General features: G+C 66.4%; 25 protein-coding genes and 1 tRNA gene. 10 read left to right on the forward strand and 16 right to left on the reverse strand.

Going from position 1 to position 25,452, the window contains the following annotated elements; translation table 11 throughout:
* Positions 1 to 273: 273 nt before the first annotated feature.
* Entirely contained in the window at positions 274 to 1,962 is a 1,689-nt protein-coding gene (locus JQ603_RS36250; protein WP_212347850.1) for a methyl-accepting chemotaxis protein, read from the forward strand.
* Between the two features lie 63 nt (positions 1,963 to 2,025).
* On the opposite strand, the gene JQ603_RS36255 is transcribed toward JQ603_RS36250, so the two are convergent.
* The 6 genes from JQ603_RS36255 to JQ603_RS36280 form a co-directional block, all read right to left on the reverse strand.
* Positions 2,026 to 4,737 (reverse strand): DUF2339 domain-containing protein, encoded by a 2,712-nt coding sequence (locus JQ603_RS36255; RefSeq protein ID WP_212347853.1) that lies wholly within the window; start codon positions 4,735 to 4,737, stop codon positions 2,026 to 2,028.
* 51 nt (positions 4,738 to 4,788) lie between these two features.
* Entirely contained in the window at positions 4,789 to 5,757 is a 969-nt protein-coding gene (locus JQ603_RS36260) for an NUDIX hydrolase (protein WP_212347856.1), read from the reverse strand.
* Between the two features lie 19 nt (positions 5,758 to 5,776).
* Positions 5,777 to 6,283, reverse strand: a complete 507-nt coding sequence (locus JQ603_RS36265; RefSeq protein WP_018648769.1) for a tyrosine phosphatase family protein — start codon at positions 6,281 to 6,283, stop codon at positions 5,777 to 5,779.
* Positions 6,284 to 6,416: 133 nt separating this feature from the next.
* Positions 6,417 to 7,031 (reverse strand): YfbR-like 5'-deoxynucleotidase, encoded by a 615-nt coding sequence (locus JQ603_RS36270; protein ID WP_212347859.1) that lies wholly within the window; start codon positions 7,029 to 7,031, stop codon positions 6,417 to 6,419.
* The gene (locus JQ603_RS36275) at positions 7,028 to 7,654 is read right to left on the reverse strand and encodes a DNA-3-methyladenine glycosylase I (RefSeq protein WP_212347861.1); all 627 of its coding nucleotides are present in this window, start codon (positions 7,652 to 7,654) and stop codon (positions 7,028 to 7,030) included. Before JQ603_RS36275 ends, JQ603_RS36270 begins: the two co-directional genes overlap by 4 nt.
* Positions 7,651 to 8,526 (reverse strand): YgfZ/GcvT domain-containing protein, encoded by an 876-nt coding sequence (locus tag JQ603_RS36280; protein ID WP_212347864.1) that lies wholly within the window; start codon positions 8,524 to 8,526, stop codon positions 7,651 to 7,653. The genes JQ603_RS36275 and JQ603_RS36280 overlap by 4 nt, the downstream gene beginning before the upstream one ends.
* 96 nt (positions 8,527 to 8,622) lie before the next feature.
* Here JQ603_RS36280 and JQ603_RS36285 point away from each other — a divergent pair, with 96 nt between their 5' ends.
* The 5 genes from JQ603_RS36285 to JQ603_RS36305 all read left to right on the forward strand — a co-directional run bounded on the left by JQ603_RS36285 (position 8,623) and on the right by JQ603_RS36305 (position 12,928).
* Positions 8,623 to 9,957: a dihydroorotase gene (locus JQ603_RS36285; RefSeq protein WP_212347867.1), complete on the forward strand. Its 1,335-nt coding sequence runs from the start codon at positions 8,623 to 8,625 to the stop codon at positions 9,955 to 9,957.
* A gap of 181 nt (positions 9,958 to 10,138) precedes the next feature.
* Positions 10,139 to 11,008 carry a sulfurtransferase gene (locus tag JQ603_RS36290; protein ID WP_212347870.1) on the forward strand — a complete coding sequence of 290 codons (870 nt, stop codon included), beginning with the start codon at positions 10,139 to 10,141 and terminating at the stop codon, positions 11,006 to 11,008.
* 259 nt (positions 11,009 to 11,267) lie between these two features.
* The gene (locus JQ603_RS36295) at positions 11,268 to 11,975 is read left to right on the forward strand and encodes an RNA polymerase sigma factor (protein WP_212347873.1); all 708 of its coding nucleotides are present in this window, start codon (positions 11,268 to 11,270) and stop codon (positions 11,973 to 11,975) included.
* Positions 11,976 to 12,066: 91 nt separating this feature from the next.
* Positions 12,067 to 12,597, forward strand: a complete 531-nt coding sequence (locus JQ603_RS36300; protein WP_212347876.1) for a DUF4142 domain-containing protein — start codon at positions 12,067 to 12,069, stop codon at positions 12,595 to 12,597.
* Positions 12,598 to 12,607: 10 nt separating this feature from the next.
* Positions 12,608 to 12,928 (forward strand): cupredoxin domain-containing protein, encoded by a 321-nt coding sequence (locus JQ603_RS36305; protein ID WP_212347879.1) that lies wholly within the window; start codon positions 12,608 to 12,610, stop codon positions 12,926 to 12,928.
* A 196-nt stretch (positions 12,929 to 13,124) separates the two neighbouring features.
* On the opposite strand, the gene JQ603_RS36310 is transcribed toward JQ603_RS36305, so the two are convergent.
* The 4 genes from JQ603_RS36310 to JQ603_RS36325 form a co-directional block, all read right to left on the reverse strand.
* Complete coding sequence (locus tag JQ603_RS36310) at positions 13,125 to 13,391, reverse strand: hypothetical protein (RefSeq protein WP_018648760.1); 267 nt, start codon at positions 13,389 to 13,391, stop codon at positions 13,125 to 13,127.
* Between the two features lie 276 nt (positions 13,392 to 13,667).
* A complete protein-coding gene (locus JQ603_RS36315; RefSeq protein WP_212347882.1) occupies positions 13,668 to 14,045 on the reverse strand; it encodes a TIGR02301 family protein in 378 nt (125 codons plus the stop codon).
* A gap of 45 nt (positions 14,046 to 14,090) precedes the next feature.
* On the reverse strand, positions 14,091 to 14,525 hold the full coding sequence (locus tag JQ603_RS36320; protein WP_212347885.1) for an NUDIX hydrolase: 435 nt from the start codon (positions 14,523 to 14,525) through the stop codon (positions 14,091 to 14,093).
* Positions 14,526 to 14,543: 18 nt separating this feature from the next.
* Positions 14,544 to 15,044: a hypothetical protein gene (locus JQ603_RS36325; protein ID WP_212347888.1), complete on the reverse strand. Its 501-nt coding sequence runs from the start codon at positions 15,042 to 15,044 to the stop codon at positions 14,544 to 14,546.
* Between the two features lie 63 nt (positions 15,045 to 15,107).
* Between JQ603_RS36325 and JQ603_RS36330 the strand changes: the two genes are divergently transcribed.
* Positions 15,108 to 15,869 (forward strand): SOS response-associated peptidase, encoded by a 762-nt coding sequence (locus JQ603_RS36330; protein WP_212347891.1) that lies wholly within the window; start codon positions 15,108 to 15,110, stop codon positions 15,867 to 15,869.
* A 120-nt stretch (positions 15,870 to 15,989) separates the two neighbouring features.
* Here JQ603_RS36330 and JQ603_RS36335 read toward each other — a convergent pair whose 3' ends face one another.
* From JQ603_RS36335 to JQ603_RS36360, 6 genes are all read right to left on the reverse strand, one after another.
* On the reverse strand, positions 15,990 to 17,183 hold the full coding sequence (locus JQ603_RS36335; RefSeq protein WP_212347894.1) for a CaiB/BaiF CoA transferase family protein: 1,194 nt from the start codon (positions 17,181 to 17,183) through the stop codon (positions 15,990 to 15,992).
* Positions 17,184 to 17,218: 35 nt separating this feature from the next.
* A complete protein-coding gene (locus JQ603_RS36340) occupies positions 17,219 to 18,148 on the reverse strand; it encodes a glycine/sarcosine/betaine reductase selenoprotein B family protein (protein ID WP_212347897.1) in 930 nt (309 codons plus the stop codon).
* A gap of 289 nt (positions 18,149 to 18,437) precedes the next feature.
* A complete protein-coding gene (locus tag JQ603_RS36345) occupies positions 18,438 to 19,019 on the reverse strand; it encodes an NUDIX domain-containing protein (protein ID WP_212347900.1) in 582 nt (193 codons plus the stop codon).
* A 9-nt stretch (positions 19,020 to 19,028) separates the two neighbouring features.
* Entirely contained in the window at positions 19,029 to 19,475 is a 447-nt protein-coding gene (locus tag JQ603_RS36350) for a GNAT family acetyltransferase (RefSeq protein WP_212347903.1), read from the reverse strand.
* A complete protein-coding gene (locus tag JQ603_RS36355) occupies positions 19,472 to 20,899 on the reverse strand; it encodes an FAD-binding oxidoreductase (RefSeq protein ID WP_212348001.1) in 1,428 nt (475 codons plus the stop codon). Before JQ603_RS36355 ends, JQ603_RS36350 begins: the two co-directional genes overlap by 4 nt.
* A gap of 26 nt (positions 20,900 to 20,925) precedes the next feature.
* Entirely contained in the window at positions 20,926 to 21,915 is a 990-nt protein-coding gene (locus JQ603_RS36360) for an L-threonylcarbamoyladenylate synthase (RefSeq protein ID WP_212347906.1), read from the reverse strand.
* A gap of 68 nt (positions 21,916 to 21,983) precedes the next feature.
* Between JQ603_RS36360 and JQ603_RS36365 the strand changes: the two genes are divergently transcribed.
* The 3 genes from JQ603_RS36365 (at position 21,984) to JQ603_RS36375 (ending at position 25,434) form a co-directional block, all read left to right on the forward strand.
* A tRNA-Pro gene (locus tag JQ603_RS36365) sits at positions 21,984 to 22,060 on the forward strand.
* Between the two features lie 231 nt (positions 22,061 to 22,291).
* Positions 22,292 to 24,079, forward strand: coding sequence for a sensor histidine kinase (locus tag JQ603_RS36370; protein ID WP_245004097.1), 1,788 nt, complete (start codon positions 22,292 to 22,294; stop codon positions 24,077 to 24,079).
* Positions 24,076 to 25,434 (forward strand): sigma-54-dependent transcriptional regulator, encoded by a 1,359-nt coding sequence (locus JQ603_RS36375; protein ID WP_212347909.1) that lies wholly within the window; start codon positions 24,076 to 24,078, stop codon positions 25,432 to 25,434. Before JQ603_RS36370 ends, JQ603_RS36375 begins: the two co-directional genes overlap by 4 nt.
* Positions 25,435 to 25,452 lie beyond the last annotated feature (18 nt).

Here is a 25,452-nt window from a genome sequence, read left to right on the forward strand (position 1 = left end):
TGCCGCCGTTCCAATGTTGCATTGCGGTGTGCTGGTGCGGCACCGCGCGATATCTGCGCGGCCGCAACAAATGGTTGCGGAAAAAATAACGCGGGCCGGATCGCCCCCGTAGTTCCACGTAGGTCCCTGTTAACGCCTGTTTGCGACTATGTGCGCAATCTTACCGGACAAGAACCAGCCAGCATTATTGGAATGACTTCCGCCCTGTCGTCGGTCGTGACGATGGCGGCGCGGGTGATTTGCGCGTTGCTAGTCTCATCGGGATTTGTCGTGATGTCGAAGTTGTCGATCGTCTTCAAGCTACTGACCGTGTTGTCGATCCTCGTGCTCTCGCTCGCCGGCGTCGGCGTGACGGCGATCGGCACCATGCAGAACATCAATGCCCACACGGTCGAGATCGCGGAAAGCTGGCTGCCGAGCGTGCGTGCGCTCGGCTCGCTCCGCGCCGACATCAACGAGCTGCGCGTCGCGCTCCGACTGCACCTGATGCAGGACAGCGCCGAGGGCAAGGAGGCCGCAGAGAAGCGGCTGGCCTCGTTGCAGGGGCGCATCGAGCAGACCCGCAAGATCTACGAGCCCTTGATCACCTCCGCCGAGGAGCGCTCGCTCTACGAGCAATGGACCAAGGCCTGGGCCGAATATCTAATTGGCGTGCAGGACGTGATGGCGCTGTCGCGCAAGGGCGTCGGACGCTTCCCGACTGACGCCAACGAGCTGTTGCAAACCAAGGTTGCGAAGATGGCCCAGGCGGCCGATCCCCTGCTTCAGAAGGACATCGAGCTCAACAATCGCGGCGCCGAGCTGGAGACGAAGCAGGCGGCCGACAGCTATGCCCTGATCTTCCGCGTGCTGGTCGGCATCATCGTGCTCTCGGTCGTGATCGCGATCAGCGCGGCCTATTACCTCGTGCGCGACGTGTCGCGTGGCATCGCTTCGATCATCAAGCCGATGCAGTCGCTCGGCGAGGGCGACCTCTCGGCCGAGGTGCCGCATCGCGGCGAGAAGACCGAGATCGGCTCGATGGCGAATGCGCTGCAGATCTTCAAGGAAGCGCTGATCGCCAAGCGGGCCGCCGACGAAGCGGCCAGGCTCGACGCCGAGGCCAAGATCGAGCGCGGCCGCCGGGTCGATGCCATCACGCGAAAGTTCGAGACGATGATCGGCGAAGTCGTCGGCACCGTCTCCTCGGCCTCGACCGAGCTCGAGGCGTCGGCGTCGACGCTGACCAGCACCGCGCAGCGCGGCCAGGAGCTCGCCACCGTCGTTGCGGCGGCCTCCGAGGAAGCCTCCACCAACGTCCAGGCGGTCGCCTCCGCCTCGGAAGAGCTGTCGTCCTCGATCACCGAGATCAGCCGCCGCGTGCAGGATTCGGCGCGGATGGCGGCGGAAGCGGTCGAGCAGGCGGCGCGGACCAACGAGCGCGTCAACGCGCTTTCGCAGGCCGCCTCCCGCATCGGCGACGTCGTCGAGCTCATCAACACCATCGCGGGCCAGACCAATCTTTTGGCGCTGAACGCGACCATCGAGGCGGCGCGGGCGGGCGAAGCCGGCCGCGGCTTTGCCGTCGTCGCGGCCGAGGTCAAGGCGCTGGCCGAGCAGACCGCGAAGGCGACCGGCGAGATCGGAGCACAGGTGTCCGGCATCCAGGCCGCGACGCAGGAATCCGTCAGCGCCATCCAGGAGATCGGCGGCACCATCGAGCGGCTGTCCGAAGTGTCCGCGGCGATCGCCGCCGCCGTCGAAGAGCAGGGCGCGGCGACGCAGGAGATCTCGCGCAACGTTCAGCAGGCCTCGGTCGGCACGCAGGAGGTCTCCTCCAACATCACCGACGTGCAGCGCGGCGCGATCGAAACCGGCGAGGCCTCGGTCGAGGTGCTGTCGGCGGCGAAATCGCTGGCGACTGACAGCACCCGCCTCAAGGTCGAGGTCGCGCAGTTCCTGGAATCGGTCCGCGCGGCTTGATCCTCATGAGCATGATCCGGAAAAGTGTGAAGCGGTTTTCCAAAAAGATCATGCTCAAGCAGTTTAGCTGCCCGTCTGCGGAGCCGGCGGCGGTGCGACCTGCCGCCGGAACAGGATGCGCTGGTAGAGCCAGCCGATCGCGACCAGCACGATGCCGAGGCACATGAACGACAGCGCGCGATAAACGCCTGTCAGCGTCGACATGTCGATGACGAAGGCCTTCAGGATCGTCAGCGCGATGACGGCGGCGGACGCCAGCCGTGCCCGTTCCGAGTTGACGAGAATGCCGACCCCGAGCAGCACCACGCCGAAGGCGAGCCAGCCGATCGAATAGGTGTATTGCTCGGCCCCGGTGGTCGGACCGCTGGAGAGGATCGGGCCGTGATAGAAGCGGCGGATCTCCAGCGTCACATAGGCGAGTGCGAACACCAGTGCGCCGCCGGCGATGCTGTTGGCGTAGACCTTGCCGCGCTCGCCGACCACCGCGTAGGACAATAGCAGCATCAGCACCGCCGGCAGCGCATAGCCGAGCAGCAGCAGGTTGAACACCGCGCCGCCGACGTCGATGCGCCAGATCAGCGGGTTCTCCAGGATGAAGAGGCCGAAAACGCTGATGAGGCCGGCGATCGCGGTCAATACGACCGCGCCGACATTGTGGACGATGCTGCGGCTGCGCAGCCGCAGGCGTTCCAGTCCGATCGCCATGGCGAGCGCGACGCAGACCTGCAGCGCGCATTCGAGTAGCGAGGGCGCCGAGGTCATCTGGCCGCCGGTGGCAAAATGACGGATCTCCACGAAGGCGAGCAGCGCGGTGAACAGGATCGCGGCCGCCTCGACGACGCGCAAGGGGACATCGTCGCCGCGGCGTCTCAGGAAGATGCTCGCGCCCCAGAACGAGGCGGCTGGCAGGCCGTAGCCCCACAGCAGCCAGTTGAAGATCGGCGTCGTGCCGACCGCATCGCCGACGATGCGCGGATCATAGACGATGCGCGCGGTGACGATCGCGGCGAAGATCGCCGCTAACCGGCGCAGCACCGGAATCGGCCGCTGCAACGAGATCCAGGCGGTGCCGAGCGACATCAGCGCGAGCGCAATGGTGAGCCAGCCCTTCTCCAGCGCGAAGGTCAGCGCCAGCGCCAGCGCGCCGAGTGTACCGGTTGCGAACAATGCGATCGAGGTGGCAACACCCGGTCGTTCTTCGCGACGCATCAGCGCTTCGGTCGCAGCACCGAAGGCTGCGGCGAGCAGAACGGCGAGGATCGCGAACGGGATCGAACGGTCGAGATGGGCGATGCGCGCATAAAGCGCGACCAGGATCGCGATCGGCGTGGCGACGCCCGCCGCTGACCACACCACGGGAATGATCGCCGAGTTCGAGCGGCCCTGCGCGAAGAAGCCCGCGACGCCGAAGCCGGCGGCGAAGATCGCGGCCATCACCAGATGCAGCGTCACCGAGCTGTCGGTCGCGACAGGGCCGACGCCGGGCATCGGGCCACCCGGCAGCACCAGCATATCGGGGTTGGCGCGCACCGCCCATTCGGCGAATACGATGAAGACGGTCGCAGCAGCAGCGCCCAGCGTGCCGGTCGCCGCAGGCGCGCGCCAGGCGACGAACAGCGTGCCGCCGACCAGCAGCGTGAAGGCGATCAGCGCGAGATCGGCATGCGCGCTCGACAGCACGACCAGCATCGCACCGAACAGATAGGCGCCGAGCGCGCCGGACGAGACCGGCTCGATCTCGCCGTCCTCGATGGTCGGGCCGAACATGAAGCCGCAGACCACGAGCAGCGCGGCGAGCACGAAGCCGGCGATGACATGGAAGGCGTGCGGCGCGACCTGCACCTGTTCGGTATCGAGCCCCGGGAAGATCCAGAGCACCGCGAATGCGATCGTCGTGACGGCCAGCCAGCGCCACAGCCGGATACGCGCTAGGCCAAAACTCGCGGCAGTGACGATGGCGAGATAGATGTAGAGCGCCCAATAGTCCGGCTTGCCGCTGGAGACGAGGATCGGCGTCACGAAGGCGCCGACCACGCCGAGGCCGGCGAGCGCGGGCCCGTGCAGCAGCGCGGCGGCGAGCGTGCCCATGGCAACGATGCCGAGCAGCACGAAGGCGGTTGCCGGCACGAGGAAGCCGTAGAGCGCATAGGCCGCGTAGATGGTGGCGAACGCCACCGCCGTACCGGCCGCGGTGAGGATCGCGGGAATGTTGGCGATCGGCAGCGCCTGGATGGTGGAGATGCTCTCCTTGCGCCGCGTCCATTCGCCGGCACCGAGCAGCGCTGCCGCGAACAGGCCGCCGAGGAAGACGCGCACGCCGGGGCCGACGAGGCCGGCCTCGATCGAATAACGCACCATGAAGAAGCCGCCGAGCGCGAGCGCAAGGCCGCCGATCCACACCACCCAGCGCGTGCCGAGACGCTCCTCGAAGCCGGGCGCGGGCGCGGCCTCCGGCACCGGAGGCGGCGCATCAGTGCCCGTGCTCGGTTCGAGCGGGGGCGGTGAAACCTCTTCGGTGACGAGCGGAGGCGGCGTCGTTTCCGCTTCCGGCGCAAGCGGCGGCGGCTCGGCGGCGGGCGTTGCGGGCGCTTCGGCCTGCACCTGCGCGGGCATCAGCGGCGGCGGCTGCACGACAGGCCGCTGCGCGTAAAACTTCTCTTCGAGCAAGTTCAGCCGACGGCGCAGCTCGGCCGCCTGGCTGGAGGCCTTGATCGCGATCAGGAAGGCGATGATCGCAATGATCAGCGCAAAGACGTCGAACGGGCCGTCGAACATGAAGCCTCCAGGCAACCGGCGGGCAGGGGCCGGTCCCACTGATATCAGGATCTAGCGCCGGGAGCGCACACGCAAGCCCGGCGCGGGCCGCTCCTGGAGCACCTCGCGGCGGAAGCGGTAGAGCGCTGCCGGCCGTCCGCCCGTCTGTGTCGACATCACGCCGGTCGGTTCGACCAGGGCTTCCGTTTCGACCAGGCGGCGGAAATTCTGCTTGTGCAGATGCCGGCCGGAGATCGCCTCCACCGTATGCTGCAATTCCGTAAGTGTGAACTCGGCGGGCAAAAGTTCAAACACCACAGGACGATACTTCAGCTTTGCGCGCAGCCGCGCGATTCCCGTGGCGAGAATTCGGCGGTGATCGAACCGCATCGAGGTCCCGAGCGCCGGCAGTGCCTTGCGCGCTAATGCCGCAGGACGGCCGTCGCGCCGTGCCTCCTCGATCAGCCCGGCCTCGTAGAGCAGCTCGTAGCGGTCGAGCACGCGCTCCTCGTCCCAGGGCGCGCCGTCGAGGCCGAAATAGAACCGCACGCGATCCCTGCGCGGCAATGCGCGCGTCGTCTCCGGCGTCTCCTGCTCCGCCCAAGCCGTCAGCGCGGGGATGATGTCGCGGGCAATGATCGCGGGCGGCTCCTCGCGCCAGTCTTCCCAGGGCAGGAAGCGGTACCACGGCTCGAAGCTTGCGCCGTTGGCTGCGAGCTCGCCGCCCGCGGCGCGCGTGAGCGCGAGATAGCCGATCGACACCATATGCGCGCCGGTGTCGCCGGCCTCGGCGTGACGGCCGCGATCGCCAAAGGTGTAGAGCTGCTCGACATAGCCGAGCCGCAAGCCCGCCTGCTCCTCGACCCAGGCGCGCAGGCCGATCTCGAAGGTACGATGGCTCAGCGCATCGAACGGCCCGAACGGCAGGCCCGCCAGCCCGTCGCTGCTGTGCGCGGTGAGGATCAGCGGCTCATGGTCCTCGATCGCGACGATCGCGGCGGTCAGGCCGATCTCGATCGGTGTCAGCAGCGTCTCGCTCATGCGGCTGAGATCGCTTGTGTCATTCGAGCTCGATCACGAAGGGGCGGCCCTCGACCATCATCGCGCCCGGGCCCATCTCGTCGAGCGCGCGCAGCATGCGGCCGTTGCGCCCGAGCGCGCGGTCGGCGAGGCCGACGATGCGCCGGTTCGGCGAGGCGATCGGCGAGGCGGCGCGGATCTTCTTCGCGATCTCGATCTCGTCGCGATGCGGATTGAGCGCGCATACGGCGGCGAAGGCGCTCGCGGTGGAGCGGCTGATGCCGGCATAGCAATGCACCACTAGCGGCGCGCTGCGGTCCCAGCCGCGCACGAAGTTCAGCACCTGCTCGATATGCGTCTCTGACGGTGCGACAAAGCCGTCCATCTCCTCGGTGATGTCGTCCATCGACACCTTGAGATGGTTGGCCGGCAGCACCGATACCGGACGCGCCACCTGCTCGACATTGGCCATCACGGTCAGCACATGGCTGGCCCTGGTGAGGCGGACGGTTTCGGGAAGTGCGGCGAGGGAACAGACGTGGATCATGGCGGACCTTTTTGCCGGCGATTATAGCGAGCGCTTGTAGGGTGGGCAAAGCGAAGCGTGCCCACCACTTTCGTCGCAATTGCGAAAAGATGGTGGGCACGGCGCAAGAGCGCCTTTGCCCACCCTACCTGACCTACGCAAACACCGCGTTGAACCGCTCCAGAAACTGCTTCTCCGCCCGCGCCGCGGTCCAGGGCGTGAGATAGTCGCGCCGGACGCTGTCGGGCAGGCCCGGATCGCGGCCGAACAGGCGTTTGGCCTCGGCGTCGCTGAAGCCGGCGAGCTCGGTTGCCTCGAGATAGGCCGCGCCGCGGTCGGCGGCCTTGATCGCCTGCGTGATCTCGTCGGCCAGCACCGGCGGCAGGCCGAAGCGGATGTGGATGGCGCCGAGCAGGCGCTTCTCCACCGCCTTGTAATGGCCGTCGAGCACCGCCTTGAACGGCGAGATCATGTCGCCGATCACATATTCGGGCGCATCGTGCAGCAGCGCGGCGAGCCGCATGCGCTGATCCACGCGCGGCATCTCGTGCCGCAGCACGGTTTCCACCAGCAGCGTGTGCTGCGCGACCGAGAAGATGTGCGCGCCGGTGGTCTGTCCGTTCCAGCGCGCGACGCGCGCCAGCCCATGGGCGATGTCGGCGATCTCGACGTCGAGCGGGGAGGGGTCGAGCAGGTCGAGCCGCCGGCCCGACAGCATACGCTGCCAGGCGCGGGACTGCGCATCGCGCGCGGTCTTCTTCGCGGTCATTTGACCTTGAGGCGCTGCTTGCGCTGCGTCTTGCCGCAGGTCGCGTGGCAATGGCAGTCGACGAGATGGTCGTTGACCATGCCGGTCGCCTGCATGAAGGCGTAGACGATGGTCGGGCCGACGAACTTGAAGCCGCGCGAGGCCAGCTCCTTGGAAATCTGCACCGACAGCGGCGTCGAGGCCGGCACGCTCGCGGTGGTCTTGAAGTGGTTGATCTTGGGCTTGCCGCCCATGAAGTCCCACAGCAGTTTCGAGAAGCCCGGGCCCTTTTCCATAATATCAAGATACGACTTCGCGCTCAGGATCGCGCCGTCGATCTTGGCGCGATTGCGCACGATGCCGGCATCGTTCATCAGCGCATGGACCTTCTTGGCATTGTAGCGCGCGATCTTCTCCGGCTGGAAATCGTCGAAGGCTTTGCGGAAATTGTCGCGCTTGCGCAAGATCGTGATCCAGGACAGGCCGGCCTGAAAACCGTCGAGGATCAGCTTTTCGTACAGCGCGCGGTCGTCATATTCGGGCACGCCCCATTCGGTGTCGTGATAGGCGACATAGAGCGGATCCTCTCCGGGCCAGGGGCAGCGGGTCAGGCCGTCGGGATGCAGGCGGGGAGCGCGGCTCATGCGATGGGCTGTTTCGAGGGAATGCGGACGGTTTCGGGGTCGGCCAGCGTCAAGGCAAGGCCGCCGGCGGTGAGCGGCTGTCCGGCATCGAGCGCATCGGCGACGCGGTCGATGCGCACCAGCGCGATGCCCTTGCCGTGCGCCGACGAGCCCATGGTCCCGACCGGCTTGTCGCCGGCCATCACGCTAACGCCGACTTCCGGCGAGATGTCATCGAGCAGCACCTTGACGCTGCGCGTGCGTGCGGTGCCGCGATGCTGCATGCGCGAGACGACCTCCTGGCCGACATAGCAGCCCTTGTCGAAATCGACGCCGGCAAGCCGGTCCATGTTGGTTTCGTGCGGGAACGCATCGTTGTACATGAAATCGAGCCCGCCGCGCGGGATGCCGAGCGCGATGCGGTGCGCCTCATATTCGGCCGGATCGACCAATTCGGCGCCGATGAGATCGGACAGCTTCTGCTTGAGATCCTCGGGGATCAGGATGCGTGTGCCGAGCTCGGCATTGCGCGGATCGGCGAAGGCCAGATCCGGCTGCGCTGCAGGCTGGCCATCCCAGGCCGCGAGCACGCCGAGATCGAGGTTCTCCACAGTGACCTTGGCGCGCAGCTTGTAGAATTTCAGCTTGGTGGCGAGGGTGTCCGCCAGCGCCTTCGGGCAATCGATCAGGAACCCGCCGCCATGGCCGGCGGGCACCTCCGTGATCAGGAAATCCAGGATGATCTTGCCCTGCGGCGTCAGCAGCGCGCCGAATCGCCCCAGCCCCGGCTTCAGCCTGTCGACATCGGTCGTGACCAGGCCGTTGAGGAAGTTGCGCGCATCCTCGCCCGCGACCTTGACCACGCCCCGGTCGGGAAGAAACGCTGATTTCATGCGAAAATCTCTTGCGACATGTTGCTCTGGAACGTAAGCCCGCAAGGCATAAACGACAAGACCTCGAGCCCTGCGCTTGGGGATGAGAGAGGCCCCATGACCCAGCGTTTCGATGTGATCTTGAAGGGCGGCACCGTCGTCAACCAGGACGGCGAGGGTGTTCGCGATATCGGCATCACGGGCGGTCGTATCGCCGAGCTGGGCCCGCTGTCGCAAGGCTCAGCCGCGGAAGTGATCGACTGCAAGGGTCTGCACATCCTGCCCGGCGTGATGGATACGCAGGTGCATTTCCGCGAGCCCGGGCTGGAGCAGAAGGAAGACCTCGAGACCGGTTCGCGCAGCGCCGTGATGGGCGGCGTCACCGCCGTGTTCGAGATGCCGAACACGTCTCCATTGACGGTGACCGAGGCCACCTTCACCGATAAGGTGAAGCGCGCCCATCACCGCATGCATTGCGATTTCGCCTTCTTCATCGGCGGCACCCGGGAGAACGTGCAGGATCTGCCCGTGCTGGAGCGCGCGCCGGGCTGCGCCGGTGTCAAGGTGTTCATCGGCTCGTCCACCGGCGCGCTGCTGGTCGAGGACGACGAGAGCCTGCGCCGGATCTTCCAGGTGATCCGGCGCCGCGCCGCCTTCCATGCCGAGGACGAATACCGCCTCAACGAGCGCAAGCCGCTACGCATCGAGGGCGACACGCGCTCGCATCCGGTCTGGCGTGACGAGACCGCGGCGCTGATGGCGACGCAGCGCCTGGTCAAGCTCGCGCATGAGACCGGCAAGCGCATCCACGTGCTGCACATCTCGACCAAGGAAGAGATCGAGTTTCTGCGCGACCACAAGGACGTCGCCTCCTGCGAGGCGACGCCGCACCATCTCACCCTGGTCGCGCCCGAATGCTACGAGCGGCTCGGCACGCTCGCGCAGATGAACCCGCCGGTGCGCGGCGCCGATCACCGCGCCGGCATCTGGCGCGGCATCGAGCAGGGCATCATCGACGTGCTCGGCTCCGACCATGCGCCGCATACGCTGGAAGAGAAGCAGAAGACCTATCCGGCCTCGCCCTCCGGCATGACCGGCGTGCAGACGCTGGTGCCGCTGATGCTCGACCACGTCAATGCCGGCCGCCTGTCGCTGGCAAGGTTCGTGGACCTCACCAGCGCCGGCCCGGCGCGCCTCTACAACATGGCCTGCAAGGGCCGCATCGCCGCCGGCTACGACGCCGACTTCACCATTGTCGACCTCAAGCGCAGCGAGACCATCACCAACAAATGGGTGGCGTCCAAGGCCGGCTGGACCCCTTACGACGGCGTTCGCGTGACGGGCTGGCCCGTCGGCACCTTCATCCGCGGCCGCCGCGTGATGTGGCAGGGCGAGCTGGTCACGCCGTCGCAAGGCGAGCCGGTGCGGTTTTTGGAGACGTTGAAGCCGTAGGGCTTTGGTCGTTTGGCGGCACAAACACGCCTCATGTTCGGTGTCGTCCTGGCGAAAGCCAGGACCCATAACCCCGACCGGATATTGTCGCGAAGACTGGTGGCCACACTTGCCCGCAGCCAGATAATGCGGTGGTAATGGGTCCTGGCTTTCGCCAGGACGACGTTGGAGAGGTCATTGCATGTCCCAACCGATACCCCTCATCACCACCGAGCAACTCGCCGCCATGCTCGGCGATCCCAACCTCCGCCTCTACGATTGCACGACCTACAACGAGCCGGTGCCGCCCGGCAGCGACGTGCCTTATCGCGCGGTGCCCGGCGACAAGACGTTCGCAGCCGGCCACATTCCCGGCGCCGATTTCCTCGACCTGCAAGGCGAGTTCTCCGACACCTCCGCGCGACCGCTCTACATGATGCCTGACGTGGCCCAGCTGGAGGCCGCCTTCGGCCGCCACGGCCTCGATGCGAGCAAGACCATCGTGCTCTACAGCATCGGCACCATGATGTGGTCGACGCGGTTCTGGTGGATGCTGCGCTCGCTCGGCGTCGATGCCCGCGTGCTCGACGGCGGCCTCGACAAATGGAAAGAGGAGGGGCGGCCGATCGAGACGGGCGCACCGAAGGGCTATCCGGCCACGACCTTCAAGGCCGCGCCGCGCGCGGGCTTTTTCGTGGACAAGGACACCGTGAAGGCGCGGATCGGTGATCCCTCGACGGTCATCGTCAACGCGCTCTTGCCGCAATATCACCAAGGCCTCGAGCCGAGCCGCTACGGCCGGCCGGGCCGCGTGCCGGGCAGCATCAACGTGCCAGCCCCAACGCTCGTCAATGCCGACAAGACGCTGACGAATCTTGCGGATGCCGAGGCAAAGTTCGCGGCCCAGGGCGTCACGCGCGACAAGAATGTGATCGTGTATTGCGGCGGCGGCATCTCGGCGACGATCGACCTCTTGCTGCTGACGCAACTCGGCTACGACAAGCTGACACTGTACGACGGCTCGATGGGCGAATGGGCCAGGGACCCGTCGCTGCCGATCGAGACGGATTAGATCTTACCCTCCCCTGGAGGGGGAGGGTCGATCGCGCGCAGCGCGAGCGGGGTGGGGTGACAGTCTCTCGCCGTTGGCGGTGCCGGTGTGGAGAGATCACCCCACCCCGCTTCGCATTGCGCTCTCGCTCCATGCGAAGCGACCCTCCCCCTCCAGGACCCTCCAGGGGAGGGTAAGATCCGGGCAAGAAAACTGGGAACCTTTTGGCGCCGGCCTGCATCCAATGTCCGAGGCCAACGGAGACAAGCAGGTGACCGCCATGCAACGGACCGCAGCCGGCGCCAAGGCACCGAACGCCAAGGCATCAGAAATCCGGTCATTGGAAGCCCAGCTGATCGACCGCGCGCGGGCCCGTGACGAGGCCGCGCTGCGCGAGATCATGCAGGTCAACAACCGCAGGCTATATCGCCTCGCGCGCGCAATTCTGCGTAGCGACAGCGAAGCCGAGGACGTGGTGCAGGAAACCTATGTGCGCGCCTTCACCCATCTCGACGGCTTCCGGGGCGAGTCCGGCCTGTCGACCTGGCTGTCGCGCATCGCCATCAACGAGGCGCTTGGCCGGTCGCGCAGCGCGAGGCCGCATGTCGAGCTCGGCGCGGTGTCCGAAGCCGCGCTCGAGGCGCAGATCATCAAATTTCCCGTCTCTCCCGCAGGCGATCCGGAAAGGACCATGGCCCAACGTGAAATCCAGCGCGTCGTCGAACGCGCCATCGACGAGTTGCCGGACGTTTTCCGCATGGTGTTCGTCGCACGCGTCATGGAGGGCATGAGCATCGAGGAAACCGCCGATCTGCTCGCCGTGAAGCCCGAGACCGTGAAGACGCGGCTGCACCGCGCCCGCACCATGCTGCGCGAGAATGTCGAGAAGGAGATCGGCCCGGTGATGATGGATGCCTTTCCGTTTGCCGGCTGGCGCTGCGAGCGCCTGACCGAAGCGGTGCTGAAGCGGCTCGGTGTCGGCGGCTGAAATTTTCCGGGAACGTTTGCGCGAAACGCCCATCCAATTCCTGTGAAGCAACGCGCCGGCAAAATGTCCGGCAGCACAGGAGTGTCAAACCATGTTCATCCGTTGGAGCGCGGCGGTCGCCGCGGCAATTCTGCTGTCGAGTCCCGCGCTGCAGGGCGCCAGCGCCGCCGACAAGCCGACCGATCCGCAGATCGCCCATATCGCCTACACCGCCGGCGTGATCGACATCAACGCCGCCAAGCAGGCGCAGAAAAAAGCGAAGAACAAGGACGTGAAGGCGTTTGCCGAGGACATGCTGCGCGACCACGAGGCGGTCAACAAGCAGGCGCTGGCGCTGGTCAAGAAGCTGAACGTCACCCCTGAAGACAACGACACCAGCAAGGCGCTGTCGAAGCAGGCGAGCGACAAGCTGGCCGAGCTCGACAAGCTGAGCGGCGCAGCGTTCGACAAGGCCTATGTCGCGAACGAGGTCGCCTACCACAAGGCGGTCAACGGCGCGCTGGAGACCCAGTTGATTCCGTCCGCGAGCAATGCCGAGCTGAAGAGCCTGTTGCAGACCGGCCTGAAGATCTTTCAGGGCCATCAGCAGCACGCCGAGCATGTCGCGGCCGAGCTAAAATAAAAAGGGTGGGATGATGCCGGGACGCCTCGCTTCGATCGCGCTTGCGGTCGTCTTCCTGTCGATATCAGTCCCGGCGCGCGCCGCGACGATAGAGATCACGATGGAGAATCTCGTGATCGCTCCGGCCGAGGTATCGGCGAAGGTCGGCGATACCATCACCTGGATCAACAAGGACGTCTTCGCCCACACCGCCACTGCGAAGAACGGCGATTTCGACGTGACGCTGCCGCCGAAGAAGTCGGCGACGTCAGTGCTGAAGACGGCGGGCACGGTCGAGTACTACTGTCGCTATCATCCCAACATGAAAGCGACGCTCAAGATCGAGCCGTGAGAAGGAGGAGGGAGCGCATTCCCGGCTCTGTCGGGAATATCTCCCGCTCATCGCGAGACTAATGCTTGTCCGCGGGAGACGGCTTCCGTGCGATAAAGGCGGCAGACTTCGCGACCTTGTCGTCAAGACCTCGTCGCAAAGTCATTCATCCGTCAACTGGCCCCGCCCGCGTGGCGGGGTCATTTTCGGAGTGTGCTTATTGCCGGGAGATGTCGACGGAGAATTCGCCGTTGCGGATACGGCCCGGAAAACCCTCGACGAATTTTGCCACCGCATCCTCGCCATAGGTGCCGACGAGTTCGGCGAATGCGGCGAACAGGCTCGCCTGCGCCAGGCAATCACCATCGACGCCGTCATGGCGCGCCTCGGCCCAGGCCTCGTTGAGATAGCTCAGGGCAGCCTGCTTCTGCTCGTGATCGGGCAGCGGCGCACGGTCGGGGGCGTATGAAATCGGCTGGCTCATGAAACTCGATCAGGGCTGGGGCGCGTCCACGGCGATGCGCTGCACGAGAGGTGTAGCACGGGTGTTAATGCCCGCTAGGCTACATCTTTAGGAACGGTTAACGGCTGTGAACAAAGTCGATGACAGGGTTCCAGGTCGGATCCTCCGAACCCAAACCCTCATGGTGAGGAGCGTGCGAAGTACGCGTCTCGAACCATAGAGCCCCTACTGCTGCAGCCGGGCCTTTCATCCTTCGAGACGCGCGCAAAGGGCGCGCTCCTCAGGATGAGGAGATACTCAGTTCGCGTAGCGCGCCGTCAGATCCCGCGAGATCTTCGAGCCTTCCTCGATATAGCGGCGGATCGCCACCGTCGCGGCCGGCGTGCAGCTCCGGTAGGTCTGCTGGAAGCCGTTATAGCCGCGGTTGAAGCCGGCGATCATGCGGGTGCGGCGCTCTCCGGACGGGGTTTCGGCATCGATCAGCGCCTGCATCTCGCTACGCCATTTGTTGCCCTCGTTGGACCCGCAAATGCCGCGCAGATAATGCAGCCCGCCGAGGATCTCGGCCAGCCGCTGCAGTTCGCCGTCGAACGGCGCCGCCACGTCCTGGGCCCTCGTGGGCACGGAGGCGCAGGCGAGAATCAGGGCGAAAATGGCCAGAAATCGCGTCGACATCGGCGGCTGTATGCCCCCTTGGGACGGCGGGCGCAAGGCGGGCCGTCAGGCCCCGAGCAGCCGGTGGGCGGACTGGATGACCTCCACCAGCCCCCCGGTCATCTTGAGGTCGCCGAGGCCCGCCAGGGCGTCCGGGGCGATCCAGCGGTAGTCGTCGAGCTCGTCGTTCAGGACCGGCTCCCGGGCCGCCCAGCGGGCGGCAAAGGACATGATCAAATAGTGGCCGGCGCCGGGGGCGGCCGGCAGCACCTCGCGCCAGCCGGCTAGCCCAATGATCTCGATCTCGAGCCCGGTTTCCTCGTCGACCTCGCGCCTGAGCGCCTGGTGCAGCGATTCGCCGAACTCGACCCGGCCGCCCGGCAGCGAATAGAACCCCTTTGCGGGCGAGCGGGCGCGGCGGGTCAGCAGCACCTTGCCGTCGCGAAAAATCGCGGCACTGACGGCGATCTGGGGATGGCTGGGCTGGACGACTGCTGACATCTTCTCAAAGGACCTGGCTCAATTCGCCATGATGGTGTCGACGTCGGCCTCCGCGCCGCCATTGATGATGCCGCCGCAGGCCGCGATCAGCGGCTTGACCCAGAGGGTGGCCTGCTCGGCAAGGCGAACGCGGGTCGTGTCCTTCTCGACCTCGCGCATGGCCGAGCCGACCGCGGTCAGGATCGAGGTCATGGTGTCGGTGATGTGGTCGAACTGGGCGCGCACATTGGGATCGGCCTTCTCATAGGCCTCGATCGCGAGATCCCGCGCCTTGAAGTTCGAGGCCGTGAAATGCTCGGCATAGGACAGCGGCGTCCAGGTCAGAAAGTCTTCGGCGCATTCCGGCATGTCAGGGACCATTTCGAGCAGCATCACGGCTTCATTGAAATGGTTGAGATAGTCAGTGGCAAGCCCGGTCCGCGGGTTGATGTTGGCCACGCGCAGCCGTTCGGCCCAGGCCGCAGCCTCGGGGCCCGTCTGTGCTTGCGTCCGCGCGGGTTGGGAGGCCATTGAGCTCATCTGCCGCAGTGTTAACGTTCGGGGTTAAAAGGACCTGAACGGACCCTATATAGACGCCCAAGGATGTGTGGACGCTTCGTCATAACTTCGGCCCCCGCGGCTTTGCGGCAACTGTTCGGCTATGTCGAGCAGCCGAATTTCCCGCCCCGGTACAATGTCGCCCCGACGCAACCGATTCCGGTCGTGCTGATCGAGAACGGCACGCGCCATTTCCGCCTGATGCGCTGGGGCCTGTTGCCGAGCTGGGTCAAGGACCCCCGCGGATTTACCTTGCTGATCAACGCCCGCTCGGAGACGGTGCTGGAGAAGCCCGCCTTCAAGAAAGCTATACGCCGGCGGCGCGGCCTGATCCCGGCCGACGGCTATTACGAGTGGAAGTCGGAAGGCGGCCGCAAGCAGCCCTTCTTCATCCACCGTGCCGATGGCGAGCCGCTCGGCTTTGCCGCGGTGTTCGAGACCTGGGTCGGACCGAACGGCGAGGAGCTCGACACGGTCGCGATCGTCACCGCGGCGGCGGGCGAGGACCTCGCCGCGCTGCATGACCGCGTGCCCGTCACCATCAGCTCGCGCGATTTCGAGCGCTGGCTCGATCATCGCGGCGACGAGGTCGATGCGATCCTGCCGCTGATGAGGCCCCCGCGCATCGGCGAGTTCGCCTGGCATCCCGTCTCCACCCGCGTCAACCGCGTTGCCAATGACGACGAGCAACTGCTCTTGCCGATCAGTGCGGAGGAGATGGAGGCGGAGGCAGAGGCGGCGAAGCCGAAGAAGGTGCGGAAGGTTGCCGCTAGCCCGGCGGATGACGGGCAGGGGTCGTTGTTCTAGGCGAGCTTCCGTGGGGTGGGCAAAGGCGCAACGCGCCGTGCCCACGATCTCTCGCCGTAACGCGCAAGGGTGGGCACGCTTTCGCTTAGCCCACCCTACGGCAGCGGAGAGTGTGGCGCTCTACACAATCTCCCTCGCCCTCAGCGCCGCAATCTCCTCCGCATCGAACCCCAACTCGCCAAGCACCGCATCCGTATCCGTCCCCAGCTCCGGCGCCATGCGATCCAGCTTGCCGCCGCCATGGGCGAGCTTGAACCCGCTGCCGGCAAAGCGCAGGCGGCCATAGGGCGTGTCGAGCTCCTGGATCGCGCCGCGGGCCTTCACTTGCGGATGGTCGATGACCTCCTCGACCTTCCAGATGCTGGCACAGGGGGCGCCGGCGTCTTCCAAAATCGTCTCCCATTCGCGCGCGGGCCGTTTCGCCAGCGCCGCCTCGATGATGGCGCGCAGCGCCGGCTCGTTCTCGTTGCGCGAAAACCAGTCGGCAAAGCGCGGATCGCTCAGCGTGTCCTCGCGGCCGAGCGTGGACATCAGCGCGCGGTACTGCTTCTCGTTGTTGACGGCGAGCAGGATGTGACCGTCGCCGCATTTGAACAGGTTCGCGGTGGTCCTGCGGCTCACCGCCTGGTTGCCCGAGAGCTGCTGACGATGGCCGGCGACCGACCAGTCCGCTATCTGGCCCGAGAGGAACGCCATCGTGGCCTCCAGCATGGAGACGTCGATGAGCTGTCCCTTGCCGGTGCGGTCGCGCTGGTACAGCGCGCTCGACACGCCGAATGCGGCGGTGGCGCCCGAGAGCACGTCGCACACGGCAAAGCCGGCGCGCGTCGGCCCGGTCTCGGGATGGCCGGTGATCGCCATGATGCCGGACAGCGCCTGCATCTTGCCGTCATAGCCGGGCCGCAGGCGGTCCGGGCCGGTCTGGCCGAAGCCTGATACCGCGCAATAGATCAGCTTTGGATTGATCGTCGAGAGCGCCTCGTAGCCGATACCGAGCTTGTCCATCACGCCCGGACGGAAGTTTTCCATGACGACGTCGACCTGCGCGGCGAGCTTCTTCACGATCGCGATGGCGTCGGGCTTCTGCAGATCGAGCGTCAGGCTGCGCTTGTTGCCGTTGATGGCCTGGAACGCCGGGGCCAGCCCGCGCTCGGCCCATTCGCGGGAGAGCGGCGTGCGGCGCATGTCCTCGCCCTCGCGCCGCTCGACCTTGATGACGTCGGCACCGAGCAGCGCAAGCTGGTAGCTCGCATAGGGGCCGGCCAGCACTTGCGTGAAGTCCAGGACCTTCACGCCCTCGAACGGTCGCGTCACGTCTCTCTCCCGATGGTTGTTGTTATTGGAGGACGTCAGGCGGCGCGGTTGCCGCGCGCGATCTCCTTTTGCTTGTCGAATTCGGCGCGGCGCCGCGCCAGCTCTTCCGGCGAAAGCTGCGCGACGTTGTTGTAGTCGAGCTTCCAGGAGGCGTCCTCGCTCCAGCGCAGCGGCGATTGCATCGTGGTCTGCGGTCCGCTCGCGGTCTCCAGCAGCCTCAAGGCCAGCTCCAGCGTCTGCGCCTGCGAGGCGACGTCGTGCGGCTTGCCGGCGGAATTGCCGAGCGGGAAGTCGCTGAACAAAAACCGCGGCACGGCGGCGTGCTCGATGATGTCCTTGGCGCAGCCCATGATCACGGTTGGAATGCCGTTTCGCTCGAGGTGCCGCGCCACCAGCGCGGTGGTCTGGTGGCAGACCGGGCAGTTCGGCACTAGCACGGCGACGTCCACCTTGTCGGCGAGGCAGCGCGACAGGATCTCCGGCGCGTCGGTGTCGAGCGTGACGCGATGGCTGCGGTTGGTCGGTGCGCCGAAGAAGCGCGGGGTGACCTCGCCGATGCGCCCCGATGCCGACGCCTTCAACAACTGCGGCAGCGGAAACCAGGTGCCGCTGTCGGTCGCCGAGGTGTGCTTGCGGTCGTAGCCGATGTGCGAGATGCGCAGGTCGTGCTCTTGCGACGTGTCGCCGTCATAGACCTGATAGAATTTCGCGCTGCCGTTATAGGCCGCGCCCGGCCCCTGGTCGCCCTTGGTGGGATCGTAAGGTGCAGCGGTGGTGATGATGGTGACACGCGACTTTGCCAGCGGCTTCTTCAGCGGCTGGAACGGTACCTCGGTGTAATGCGCCCAGCGATACGGCGTGGTGTAGCCGATCGCCGCGTAATAATCGCGCGTGCGCTGCATGTAGGGGACGGGGGAGTCATAGTCGGGCGCAAAGCCGAATTCGTCGTCGCGCGGAGCGGACATGGGGCGCGTCTCCTGGTTCTTGGTTGGCGACAGACTAGAGCTAGTTTCGGGGTTGCTCAACGGGGAGAGCGGCGACGCGGGACAGAATTGCAGAATGAGGATGATGCGGCGCGAACGGTGCCTCTTACCCTCCCCTGGAGGGGGAGGGTCGCTGAGCATGGAGCGAAGCGGAATGCGCAGCGGGGTGGGGTGACGGTCTCTCCGCCAACAATACTGCCCGGGTGGAGAGATCCCCCCACCCCGCTCGCGCTACGCGCTTACCCTCCCCCTCCAGGGGAGGGTAAGCGCGTCACCTGAAAATATGCAGCGCCACGTATTGCAGCAGCATGATCGCCTTGGCGTCGATGATGCGGCCGTCGGCGATCATCGCCAGCGCTTCGTCGATGGAAAGTTCCAGCACCTCGATGTCCTCGCCCTCGTGCTCGAGCCCGCCGCCGTCGCTCACCCGCATCTCCGGCTCGTATTCGGCGACGAAGAAGTGCAGCTTCTCGGTGACGGCGCCGGGGCTCATGAAGGCCTCGAACACCTTGTGGACGTGATGCAGGCGATAGCCGGTTTCCTCCTCCGCCTCGGCGCGGATGCGTACCTCGGGCGAGGCATCGTCCAGCACGCCGGCCGCGGCCTCGATCAGGAGATCGTCGTAGCCGCGGATGAAGGCCGGCAGGCGGAACTGGCGCACCAGGATCACGGTGCGGCGGGCAAGATTGTAGGGCAGCACGGCGGCGGCGTTGTCGCGCTCATAGGTCTCGCGGTGCTGCGTCTGCCACGCGCCATTGGCGCGCCGGTACTCGAACGTCGTGGTCTTGAGCGGCGTCCAGTTGTCCGAGAGCACGCGGACGTCCTTGATGCGGACGCGGTCGGAAATGGTCATGGCTGGATCTCAGTTGCTTGGCGTGGTCTCGCGGCCGTCGAGCCACTTCTGGAACATCACCGAGGTGGACAGCTCGAAACCCAGCGAGCCATAGAACGCATTGGCCTGCGCGTTCTCGCGCCGGACCAGGAGCTGGAGCTTCGAAATTCCGGCCGCGCGCAGCCAGTCCTCCGCCGCCGCCATGATGACGCGGCCATGGCCGCGCTTCCAGCTGTCAGGGTCGACCGCGACGTAATAGACCCAGCCGCGGTGGCCGTCATGGCCGACCATGACGGACGCGACGACCGCGCTGCCATCGCGGCCGACCAGCACGGTGGAGTTCTCCCGCCGCCGCGCTAGCGCGATGTCGGCATGCGGGTCGTTCCAGGGACGCGTCAGGCCGCAGCGTTGCCACAGCGCGACGACCTTCTCGACATCGGCATCGCTGATCGCATCGATCGTGAGAGACACGCTCACAGCACCTTCCCCGGGTTCATGATGCCGAGCGGATCGAGCATCGCCTTGATCGACCGCATCAGCTCGATCGCGGTCTTGTCCTTCACCTCGGGCAGCTCGTCGCGCTTGAGCACGCCGATGCCGTGCTCGGCCGAGATCGAGCCGCCCATGCGCAGCACGATCTCGAACACCACCGCGTTCATCTCGTGCCAGCCCGCCAGGTAATCCGCGGTGTTGGCACCGATCGGCTGGCTGACATTGTAGTGCAGATTGCCGTCGCCGAGATGGCCGAACGGCACCGGCCGCGCGCCCGGGATCAGTTTCACCACCGCGGCGTTGGCTTCCTCGATGAAGGCGGGCACGGCGGCGACGGGCACGGAGATGTCGTGCTTGATCGAGCCGCCCTCCGGCTTCTGCGCCGCCGACATTTCCTCGCGCAGCTTCCAGAAATTGTTGCGCTGGGCGAGGCTGGCCGCGATCACGGCGTCGTCGACGATTTCCTCTTCCATGGCACGGGTCAGGATCGTCTCCAGCGGCGTGCGGGCGTCGTCACCGGGAGAGGACAATTCCATCAGCACGTACCAGGGATGCTTCTCTTGAAGCGGATCGCGCACGTCGATGCCGTGGCGGACCGAGAAATCGACCGCCATCTCCGAGAGCAGCTCAAAGCTCGTCAGTGCATTGGCGGCCTCGCTTTGCGCGATCGTCAGCAGCTTCAGCGCCGCCGCCGGCGATTTCAGTCCGACATAGGCGGTCTCGACCGCCCGCGGCTTTGGAAACAGTTTGAGCGTCGCCGCCGTGATAATGCCGAGCGTGCCTTCCGCGCCGATGAAGAGGTTGTGCAGATTGTAGCCTGTGTTGTCCTTCTTCAGCTTCGACAGCACGTTGAGCACGCGCCCGTCGGCGAGCACCACTTCCAGCCCCAGCGCCATCTCGCGCGCGACGCCGTAGGCGAGCGCGGCGGTGCCGCCGGCATTGGTGGAGAGATTGCCGCCGATGGTGCAGCTGCCTTCGGCGCCGAGCGACAGCGGAAACAGCCGGTCCATGTCGGACGCCTTCGCTTGCGCGACCTGCAGCACCACGCCGGCTTCGACCGTCATGGTGTTGGAGGCGGTGTCGACCTCGCGGATCTTGTCGAGCCGCCGCAGCGACACCACGACTTCGCCATTGTGCGGCGTCTGGCCGCCGACGAGCCCGGTGTTGCCGCCCTGCGGCACCAGCGCGATCCTGTGCTCCGAGGCGAGCTTGCAGATTGCGGCGACTTCCGCCGTCGAGCCCGGGCGCAGCACCAGCGGCGAGCGGCCGTGGAACAGATTGCGCTCCTCGGTGACGTAAGGCTCGATGTCGGTCGCATCGGTGATCGCGTGGCGATCGCCGACGATCTTGCGGAATTGTTCGATCAGCTCGGGCGCAAGCGGAGGGGTGGCAGATTTATTGATGTTCATCTCGTCTTCTTCTTTCATTCCGCCTTCTAGCGCGCCACGGCCGCCCGGCGCAGCCGGTCATTGATCGCTTCGCCCAAGCCTTCCTCGGGAATCGGCATCACCGCGATCGCCTGCGGGTTCTTCGCATCCAGGCTGCGAAGATAGCCGAACAGGTTGGCGGCGGCTTCATCGAGATCACCGGCGGGCGACAAATTCATGACGACTGAGGCAGCGTCAACGCCGGGCAGGTGCGAAGGCCCGAACGCCAGCAGCGCTTCGCCCGGCGCAACGTCCTGCGCGCGGAGCCGCACATTGGCGCGCGGCGCGTAATGCGAGGCCAGCATGCCTGGCGCCAGCGGCTGGCTGTCGTTGCTGCCGGCCTCCACGGGCGGCCGCGCGAGAGGAGCGCCGAGCACGGCCTCGATTCGCTCGCGCGACAGCCCGCCTGGCCGCAGCAGCATCGGCGTCTCGAAGCAGCCGACGATCGTCGATTCGACGCCGACGTCGACCGGCCCACCGTCGACGATCAGGTCGATCCGCCCGGCAAGATCGCTTTCGACATGCGCGGCCAGCGTCGGCGAGACGTGTCCGGAGATGTTGGCCGACGGCGCCACCACCGCCCCGCCAAAGGCGCGCAGGATCGACTGCGCCACCGGGTGGGCGGGGATGCGGATCGCGACGGTGTCGAGGCCTGCAGTGGCGAGATCCGCCACCGGGCAGTCGTCCGTTTTCGGCACCACCAGGGTCAGAGGGCCCGGCCAGAACGCCTCCGCAAGCTTCAAGGCGCGCGCGTCGAACCGGCCGATCCGGCGCGCAGCGGCGATGTCCGCGACATGGGCAATCAGCGGATTGAAGGCGGGCCGTCCCTTGGCGCTGTAGATATGGGCGACAGCGCTAGCATTGGCGGCGTCCGCGCCGAGCCCGTAGACCGTCTCGGTCGGGAACGCGACCAGCCCGCCGGCGGCAAGCGTCCGGGCGGCGGTCCCGGCGGCGGCCTCGCCGGCCGGTAAAATCAGCGTTTCAAGACCCGTTTTCACAGGGACAAAATTCCTCATCTCGGCCGCTTGCGGTGCGCCAAACCCGACGCTATAAGCCGCCTTCTTGTCGGAGTGTGGCTCAGCCCGGTAGAGCACTGCGTTCGGGACGCAGGGGTCGCAGGTTCGAATCCTGCCACTCCGACCATTCTTCCAAAAGTTGACGTTTTCCAGAGGCTTGGCGGACCGGCCGCCGGCACCTCGGAACGCCTTTTTGCAACGATTTCGGGATCGGGTCCACGGCGGATTTGGCCGGGCAGGGCGGCTTGCCGCGGCGGCATGGCTCCACAGGCGCACAGGCGAGGGAGCGGCCTCGTTTCGCAGCCGCGCGGCCAGTCCTCTGTGCTACCTAGCGATATCGCCTCGATCCGGAGCCCCGATGCAACGCCGCCGTCCAGCCCTGCCGCGATACGTGCTGATCGGCATAGCCGCGCTTGCGGCCATCGCGGCGGCGGGCTGGCTGGCTTACGTCCTTGCGCTGGATGCCGCCTTTGCGCGCATGGAGCGGGAGGCCAATGACCGGCTTGCGCTGATTGCCAGCACCTTCGATGCGACTGTTGCGCGCTATCGCTATCTGCCGGCGGTCCTGTCGCTCGCCGATCCGATCCGCGAGCTCTATCGCGATCCCCATGATGCAGCGGCGACCGCCGCCGCCAATCGCTACCTCAAATCGCTCAATCAGGGAGCCCGGTCCGCCGAGCTCTATGTTCTCGACAGCACCGGCCTCGCGCTCGCGGCAAGCAATTTCGATCTGGATTCGAGTTTCGTCGGACACAATTACGGGTTCCGCGCCTATTTCATGGACGCCATGCGAACCGGCGAGGGCCATTACTACGCCGTCGGCGCCACCACGGGACAGCCCGGCTATTTCCTGTCGCACCGGATCGTGGAGGGCGGCAAAACCCTCGGCGTTGCCGTGGTCAAGATCGATCTCAGTGCGCTCGAGGCCGACTGGGCGCGTGCCGGCGACCTCGTCGCGATGGAGGACGAGAATGGCGTGATCTTCCTCGCCAGCCGCGAGGACTGGAAATACCGTCCGCTGCTGCCGGTCCCCGCGCAGCGGCTCGCGGAGCTGAATGCCGCGCAGCAATTCGGTCAGGCGATCGACGCAGCTCCGGTCTTCGTGCCCAGAGGCGACCGGGAACGGGTTCAGATCGGTCGCGCGCGCGGCCGCGGCAATGTCGAGCTTGGGGACTACGCCCTTCAGGTCCGTCCGCACGATCAAGGCTGGCGGCTGCTCCTGTTCTCGGATGTCGCCGATGCTCGGCGCAATGCATCGACCGTTGCTATCGCGAGCGTCTTCGCCCTGATCGCCTCTCTGCTGGTCGTGCTGGTTGCCTATCAGCGGCGGCAGGTCGTTCGGGCAAAGCTCGACGCGCATGACGTTCTCGAGCGGCGCGTGGCCGAGCGCACGGAAGAGCTGCGCCGGACCATGGAAAGCCTGGTGCAGAGCGCCAAGCTTGCAAGCCTCGGTCAGGCGCTCGCCGGCGTCGCGCACGAGATCAACCAGCCGCTCGCGGCGCTGATCACCTATGTCGCGAGCAGCCGCGTCCTGCTCCGCCGCAACGAGGTCGATCGTGCCGCCGCCAATCTCGACCTGATGTCCTCGATCGCCGAGCGCATGATGGCGCTGATCGATCACCTCAGGATGTTCGCGCGCAAGGAGACCGGCACGCGCAGCGCCGTCGCGCTCGCGCCCGTGGTCGACAATGCGATCCGCCTGCTGCAATACCGCATCGCCAACGAACATATCGAGGTGGTGCGCTCCGCGCCTGACGAGCCGCTTCATGGTCTCGCCAATCCGATCCGGCTCGAGCAGGTCGTCGTCAATCTGCTGTCGAACGCGATCGATGCGATGCGCGATCGCGAGCGGCGGGTCCTCGGGGTCGCGCTCGGTCGCCGCGACGACAGCGCCGTGATCGAGGTCAGCGACACCGGCGCCGGCATCGCCCCCGAGCACATCAAATCGCTGTTCGACCCGTTCTTCACGACCAAGGAGATCGGCGAGGGGCTTGGCCTAGGGCTCTCGATCTCGTACGGAATTGTCAGGGAGTTCGGAGGAGATATCCTGGTGGAGAGCACGCCGGGCAGGGGCTCGACTTTCAAGGTCGTCATTCCGGTCATGGACGTCGCGCCGGCCTCGCAACATCGGGAACTGCACGCATGAGCGGGTCCGTGCTAGTCGTCGACGACGAGGAGATCGTCCGCAATTCGGTGCGGCAATGGCTGGAGCTGGGCGGTTTCACGGTCCGGGCCGCCGCCGGCGCGGATGAGGCTATTCGCCTCGTGACAGAGAGCCCGCCCGACGCCGTGCTGACCGATTTTCGCATGCCGCAGCGGTCCGGACTCGATTTGATGCGCGACGTTCACCGCGCCGATCCCGACATTCCCGTCGTGCTGCTGACCGCGCATGGCGACGTGCCTCTGGCGGTCGCTGCGATGCGCGAGGGCGCCTACGACTTCCTGCAGAAGCCTCATGATCCCGAGCTCCTCTCGGCCGTCATCACGCGCGCGATCGAGCGGCGGCAGTTGAAACTGCAGCTTCGCCAGCTCGCGGATCGCCTCGCCGCGCCCGGCGCGATCGATGCCCGCCTGGTCGGCCTGTCGAAGGCGATGGTGGCGGTACGGGCCAGCATCCTCGAGCTTGCCGGTCATGATCGCGACGTGATCGTCACCGGCGAGACCGGAACCGGCAAGGAGGTGGTGGCGCGGGCCCTGCACGATTTCGGTCCGCGTGCGAAGGCGCCCTTCGTCGCCGTGAACTGTGCCGCGATCCCGGCCGAGCTGTTCGAGAGCGAATTGTTCGGCCATGAGGCCGGCGCCTTCACCGGCGCACGGGGTGCCCGCATCGGGAAGTTCGAGCACGCCAGCGGCGGCACGCTCCTGCTCGACGAGATCGAGAGCATGCCGCTGCCGTTCCAGGCCAAGATCCTGCGCGCTCTCCAGGAGCGTACGATCGAGCGGGTCGGCTCCAACAAGCTCCTGCCGGTCGACGTCCGCGTCATTGCGGCTGCAAAGGGCGATCTTGCGATCGAAAGCCGCCAGGGGCGCTTCCGTTCCGATCTCTACTTTCGCCTCGCGGCAGCGGAGATCCAGCTGCCGCCGCTGCGCGAGCGCGGCAATGACGTCCTGCTGCTGTTCGAGCATTTCGCGGCCGCCGCCGCCAAGGGCGCGGGCCGCACCATGTCGTCGCTGCGGGCGAACGATCTCGATGCGCTGCTCGCCCATGACTGGCCAGGCAATGTACGCGAGCTGAAGAACGTCGCCGAACGCTACGCGCTGGGGCTGGCGGCGACCGGCCACAGCGTGGCCGAGATCCTGCGACGGGGCGAGCCGGGGGCGCCGCAGCGGACGCTCGCCGACCGCGTTGCGGCCTATGAGCGCGCGCTGATCGAGGCCGCCTTGCGCGAGCACGACGGGTCGATTGCCGCTGTCACCGAGGAGCTCGGCGTCCCGCGCCGGACCCTGAACGAGAAAATGGCGAAATACGCCCTGGCGCGGCCCGGCCGCAGGGATCCCTGAGCCGGCAAGCCATCGGCG

The organism is Bradyrhizobium liaoningense, assembly GCF_018130825.1.
Lineage (GTDB): Bacteria > Pseudomonadota > Alphaproteobacteria > Rhizobiales > Xanthobacteraceae > Bradyrhizobium > Bradyrhizobium liaoningense_B.